This is a genomic window from Flavobacterium sp. LC2016-13 (assembly GCF_009707955.1).
Lineage (GTDB): Bacteria > Bacteroidota > Bacteroidia > Flavobacteriales > Flavobacteriaceae > Flavobacterium.
In genome coordinates this window covers 1-5,454 of the sequence record NZ_WMDQ01000031.1, presented here as the reverse complement: position 1 = coordinate 5,454, position 5,454 = coordinate 1, and the positions used below count along the sequence as shown (strand labels likewise).

The following is a 5,454-nucleotide window of genomic DNA, read 5'->3' as shown; positions in this document are numbered from 1 at the left end:
TTTTGCACCCGCTTTGAAACACAAGCGAAACAAATTGAAACACGTTCGTAGACATATTGAATTGACAGCCGTTTTAACAGAGATGTTAAAACAAAAGAATAAAGAGTAAGATAATCGAGAGATTTAAAAGAACCGATAGAGACTGATTCGAATAACAATACGATCTGATTTAATCAGGTCAACAATATACGATGAAGAGTTTGATCCTGGCTCAGGATGAACGCTAGCGGCAGGCTTAACACATGCAAGTCGAGGGGTAGAGTTCTTCGGAGCTTGAGACCGGCGCACGGGTGCGTAACGCGTATGCAATCTACCTTTTACAGAGGGATAGCCCAGAGAAATTTGGATTAATACCTCATAGTATAATGACTCGGCATCGAGTTATTATTAAAGTCACAACGGTAAAAGATGAGCATGCGTCCCATTAGCTAGTTGGTAAGGTAACGGCTTACCAAGGCTACGATGGGTAGGGGTCCTGAGAGGGAGATCCCCCACACTGGTACTGAGACACGGACCAGACTCCTACGGGAGGCAGCAGTGAGGAATATTGGACAATGGGCGCAAGCCTGATCCAGCCATGCCGCGTGCAGGATGACGGTCCTATGGATTGTAAACTGCTTTTATACGAGAAGAAACACTCCGACGTGTCGGAGCTTGACGGTATCGTAAGAATAAGGATCGGCTAACTCCGTGCCAGCAGCCGCGGTAATACGGAGGATCCAAGCGTTATCCGGAATCATTGGGTTTAAAGGGTCCGTAGGCGGTTTAATAAGTCAGTGGTGAAAGCCCATCGCTCAACGGTGGAACGGCCATTGATACTGTTAGACTTGAATTATTAGGAAGTAACTAGAATATGTAGTGTAGCGGTGAAATGCTTAGAGATTACATGGAATACCAATTGCGAAGGCAGGTTACTACTAATGGATTGACGCTGATGGACGAAAGCGTGGGTAGCGAACAGGATTAGATACCCTGGTAGTCCACGCCGTAAACGATGGATACTAGCTGTTGGAAGCAATTTCAGTGGCTAAGCGAAAGTGATAAGTATCCCACCTGGGGAGTACGTTCGCAAGAATGAAACTCAAAGGAATTGACGGGGGCCCGCACAAGCGGTGGAGCATGTGGTTTAATTCGATGATACGCGAGGAACCTTACCAAGGCTTAAATGTAGTTTGACCGGTTTGGAAACAGATCTTTCGCAAGACAAATTACAAGGTGCTGCATGGTTGTCGTCAGCTCGTGCCGTGAGGTGTCAGGTTAAGTCCTATAACGAGCGCAACCCCTGTTGTTAGTTGCCAGCGAGTCATGTCGGGAACTCTAACAAGACTGCCAGTGCAAACTGTGAGGAAGGTGGGGATGACGTCAAATCATCACGGCCCTTACGCCTTGGGCTACACACGTGCTACAATGGCCGGTACAGAGAGCAGCCACTGGGCGACCAGGAGCGAATCTATAAAACCGGTCACAGTTCGGATCGGAGTCTGCAACTCGACTCCGTGAAGCTGGAATCGCTAGTAATCGGATATCAGCCATGATCCGGTGAATACGTTCCCGGGCCTTGTACACACCGCCCGTCAAGCCATGGAAGCTGGGGGTGCCTGAAGTCGGTGACCGCAAGGAGCTGCCTAGGGTAAAACTGGTAACTAGGGCTAAGTCGTAACAAGGTAGCCGTACCGGAAGGTGCGGCTGGAACACCTCCTTTCTAGAGCCTCAAGTGTTAGTTGATTTATCAACACGCTGAGGAAAAAAGAAGAAGCTTTAGAGGTTTTGATTTTAAGACTATTTTACTCTTGCTGTTAGTTCAAATAATAAATTTTAAGTAAAACAGAGTCTCGTAGCTCAGCTGGTTAGAGTACTACACTGATAATGTAGGGGTCGGCAGTTCGAGTCTGCCCGGGACTACTTTTTAAAATTGATAGTTGATAATTGTCAATTGATCATTAAAAAGACTGTATACTTAGAAAAAGGAAATTCTGGAAGTTGGAATTCACCAAAAGAAATTAGAGAAGAATTAAGAAATCTAAAATCTGAATTCTACAATCTAAGATTGAAAAATGGGGGATTAGCTCAGCTGGCTAGAGCGCCTGCCTTGCACGCAGGAGGTCAACGGTTCGACTCCGTTATTCTCCACCAAAGCGAAAGCTTATTGCCTAAAGCGTAAAGCTTAAAGCAAAACAAAGTTCATTGACATATTGAGATAAGAAAATAATAAAAAGTAGAAAGCGTTTTTTACTATTTATAGTAAAAGACAAAAAAAACGGTCTTAATTAATTTTAAGATTGGTACAATAAGCAAAATAAGGGCGTATGGGGGATGCCTTGGCTCTCAGAGGCGATGAAAGGCGTGATAAGCTGCGAAAAGCTACGGGGACGGGCACACACCGATTGATCCGTAGATACCTGAATGGGGCAACCCACTATGTTGAAGACATAGTACACCGATAGGTGGGCAAACCCGCTGAACTGAAACATCTAAGTAGGCGGAGGAGAAGAAAACAAAAGTGATTCCGTAAGTAGTGGCGAGCGAACGCGGATTAGCCCAAACCAATGATGTTACGGCATTGTTGGGGTTGTAGGACCACGATATTTTATGTACAAGGAACCGGAAGTTACTGGAAAGTGACACCATAGAGGGTGATAGTCCCGTATGGGTAACGAGTATAATAGATAGTGGTATCCTGAGTAGGGCGGGGCACGTGAAACCCTGTCTGAATTTGGCGGGACCATCCGCTAAGGCTAAATACTCCTGAGAGACCGATAGTGAACCAGTACCGTGAGGGAAAGGTGAAAAGAACCGTGAATAACGGAGTGAAATAGATCCTGAAACCATACGCTTACAAGCGGTCGGAGCCCTTTCGTGGGGTGACGGCGTGCCTTTTGCATAATGAGCCTACGAGTTAACGTTGCTGGCAAGGTTAAGTGGTTAAGCCACGGATCCGTAGCGAAAGCGAGTCTGAATAGGGCGCTTTAGTCAGTAGTGTTAGACGCGAAACCGTGTGATCTACCCATGGGCAGGATGAAGCTGTGGTAACACACAGTGGAGGTCCGAACCGGTTGACGTTGAAAAGTCTTCGGATGACCTGTGGGTAGGGGTGAAAGGCCAATCAAACTCGGAAATAGCTCGTACTCCCCGAAATGCATTTAGGTGCAGCGCTGTGCATAAGTTATATAGAGGTAGAGCTACTGATTGGATGCGGGGGCTTCACCGCCTACCAATTCCTGACAAACTCCGAATGCTATATAATGTTTCACAGCAGTGAGGGCTTGGGTGCTAAGGTCCAAGTCCGAGAGGGAAAGAACCCAGACCATCAGCTAAGGTCCCCAAATATACACTAAGTTGAAAGAACGAGGTTTGTCTGCCCAGACAGCTAGGATGTTGGCTTGGAAGCAGCCATTCATTTAAAGAGTGCGTAACAGCTCACTAGTCGAGCGGACGAGCATGGATAATAATCGGGCATAAGTGTATTACCGAAGCTATGGATTTACAGTTTACTGTAAGTGGTAGGGGAGCATTCTAACAGGGTTGAAGGTGTATCGTCAGGTATGCTGGACTGGTTAGAAAAGAAAATGTAGGCATAAGTAACGATAATGCGGGCGAGAAACCCGCACACCGAAAAACTAAGGTTTCCACAGCTATGCTAATCAGCTGTGGGTTAGTCTGGTCCTAAGGCGAACCCGAAAGGGACAGTCGATGGCTAACGGGTTAATATTCCCGTACTACTAATTACTGTGATGGGGTGACGGAGTGATGAAAGCGCCGCGAACTGACGGAATAGTTCGTTGAAGTACCTACCTATAAGATGCGCAGGCAAATCCACGCGTCTTGGGGAAATACGATAGTACTCGGAGTCTTCGGACAAAGAGATAGTGCGCCTAAGGGCTTCCAAGAAAAACCTCTAAACTTCAGGTAATTAGTACCAGTACCGTAAACCGACACAGGTAGTTGAGGAGAGAATCCTAAGGTGCTCGAGAGATTCATGGCTAAGGAATTAGGCAAAATAGACCTGTAACTTCGGGAGAAAGGTCGCCCCCAGCAATGGGGGCCGCAGTGAAGAGGTCCAGGCGACTGTTTATCAAAAACACAGGGCTCTGCAAAATCGTAAGATGAAGTATAGGGCCTGACACCTGCCCGGTGCTGGAAGGTTAAGAGGAGATGTTATCTTCGGAGAAGCATTGAATTGAAGCCCCAGTAAACGGCGGCCGTAACTATAACGGTCCTAAGGTAGCGAAATTCCTTGTCGGGTAAGTTCCGACCTGCACGAATGGTGTAACGATCTGGACACTGTCTCAGCCATGAGCTCGGTGAAATTGTAGTAACGGTGAAGATGCCGTTTACCCGCAGTGGGACGAAAAGACCCTGTGCACCTTTACTATAGCTTAGTATTGACCTTGGATAAATGATGTGTAGGATAGGTTGGAGACTGTGAAGTGGCGTCGCCAGGCGTTGTGGAGTCATTGTTGAAATACAACCCTTTGTTTATCTGAGGCCTAACCCCGTATTGCGGGGGACATTGCTTGGTGGGTAGTTTGACTGGGGTGGTCGCCTCCAAAAGAGTAACGGAGGCTTCTAAAGGTTCCCTCAGTACGCTTGGTAACCGTGCGTAGAGTGCAATGGCATAAGGGAGCTTGACTGAGAGACATACAGGTCGATCAGGTACGAAAGTAGAGCATAGTGATCCGGTGGTTCCGCATGGAAGGGCCATCGCTCAAAGGATAAAAGGTACGCCGGGGATAACAGGCTGATCTCCCCCAAGAGCTCATATCGACGGGGGGGTTTGGCACCTCGATGTCGGCTCGTCACATCCTGGGGCTGGAGAAGGTCCCAAGGGTTGGGCTGTTCGCCCATTAAAGTGGCACGCGAGCTGGGTTCAGAACGTCGTGAGACAGTTCGGTCTCTATCTACTGTGGGCGTTAGAAATTTGAGTGGATCTGATTCTAGTACGAGAGGACCGAATTGGACAAACCTCTAGTGTATCTGTTGTCCCGCCAGGGGCACCGCAGAGTAGCTACGTTTGGAAGGGATAAGCGCTGAAAGCATATAAGCGCGAAACCCACCACAAGATGAGATTTCTTTTAAGGATCGTGGAAGATGACCACGTTGATAGGCTATAGATGTAAAGGCAGTAATGTCATAGTCGAGTAGTACTAATAATCCGTAAGCTTATGTACACCCTTTTCTCTCTCTGGTCCCAGACCAGAGAGAGAAGAAACTTTCTAATAAATAAAAACCTTTCTTTATCTCAGTATGTTAAGATATTATTTTAATTATTAATTGTAAATTATCAATTATTAATTGAAAAAAATTGCCCAAAGCAATTATAACTTCTTAAGGTGGTTATTGCGGCGGGGCTCACCTCTTCCCATCCCGAACAGAGTAGTTAAGCCCGCCTGCGCAGATGGTACTGCAGTTATGTGGGAGAGTATGTCGTCGCCTTTCTTTTGAAAACACCCTATT

Annotated in this window: 2 tRNA genes and 3 rRNA genes; all 5 read left to right on the top strand. The window is 46.8% G+C overall.

From position 1 onward, the window contains the following. The first annotated feature begins 188 nt into the window (after positions 1-188). Positions 189-1,702 (top strand): 16S ribosomal RNA (locus GKZ86_RS25115). Between the two features lie 126 nt (positions 1,703-1,828). Further along, positions 1,829-1,902 (top strand) — tRNA-Ile (locus tag GKZ86_RS25110). A gap of 154 nt (positions 1,903-2,056) precedes the next feature. Beyond that, a tRNA-Ala gene (locus GKZ86_RS25105) sits at positions 2,057-2,133 on the top strand. A 152-nt stretch (positions 2,134-2,285) separates the two neighbouring features. Continuing rightward, positions 2,286-5,168 (top strand): 23S ribosomal RNA (locus GKZ86_RS25100). A 158-nt stretch (positions 5,169-5,326) separates the two neighbouring features. Next, positions 5,327-5,436: ribosomal RNA gene (gene rrf, locus GKZ86_RS25095) — 5S ribosomal RNA — on the top strand. Together the 16S, 23S and 5S rRNA genes with 2 tRNA genes alongside form the textbook arrangement of a ribosomal RNA operon. Positions 5,437-5,454 lie beyond the last annotated feature (18 nt).